We start from the raw sequence: 884 nt of genomic DNA on the forward strand, positions 1-884 counted from the left end.
TTCTTTGCTCTTATTCGGTGGCAGTATTTTTGTCGTTTTAGTCATCAAGTGGAGCAACGATTCCACCTTAGAGCTACACAGCGTCGCGGCGCGAGAAAAACGAAATGCGGTTCATGACTCCCTGACAGGGCTTCCCAATCGCAAGTATTGCTTCGAACTGATTGATGACAGAATACAATCTGGTGACCCTTTCTCTGTCATTCTGTTTGACGTAGTGAACTTTAAACAAGTGAACGATGCGATGGGACACTTCTGCGGAGACCAGTTACTGATTCAGATTGGTCAACGATTGCAAGACAAGCTCAAAGGGAGCGACAAGATCTTCCGTGTGGGGGGCGATGAATTTGTCATTCTCACCTCTTCCGCCTGTGAAAAAACGGGCACAGAACTTATCGAAAGCCTAGATTGCGCCCTCTCTGCACGCTTTCACCTAGATGAGTTCCAAGTATCTCCACGTGTCGTGTTTGGGATACGCCCCTATCCTTACGACGCGATCTCAAATGATCTTTTGATTAAACATGCCGACATTGCCATGTACCACGCCAAACGTAACGGCAATTTATTCGCGTTTTATCATGATGATATGAACGTGGGTGCTAAGTACCAGCTTGAAATTTCCTCTCGCATTCAATGCGCGTTAGAGAAAGAAGAGTTTCAGTTGTACTACCAACCCTTGATTGATGCGAACACCAATTTAGCTGTCGGATTCGAGGCAGTGATCCGTTGGCACGATGAAAACGGGAAAACTATCTCACCCAACGACTTTATCCCTATCGCGGAGCGCAGCAACCAAGTCCACAACATCACCATGTGGGTATTGGGCCAGGTAGAAAAAGATCTCAAAACCTTTATCGAAAAAGGCATTAAGTTGCCCGTACACGTGA

General features: G+C 46.4%; 1 protein-coding gene. It reads left to right on the plus strand.

Features of this window, described 5'->3' with window-relative positions; all coding sequences use genetic code 11:
• The coding region (locus R7O13_RS25255; protein ID WP_318304993.1) for a bifunctional diguanylate cyclase/phosphodiesterase at nucleotides 1–884 on the plus strand (884 nt) is incomplete at both ends.

Source organism: Vibrio sp. Y176, assembly GCF_033438945.1.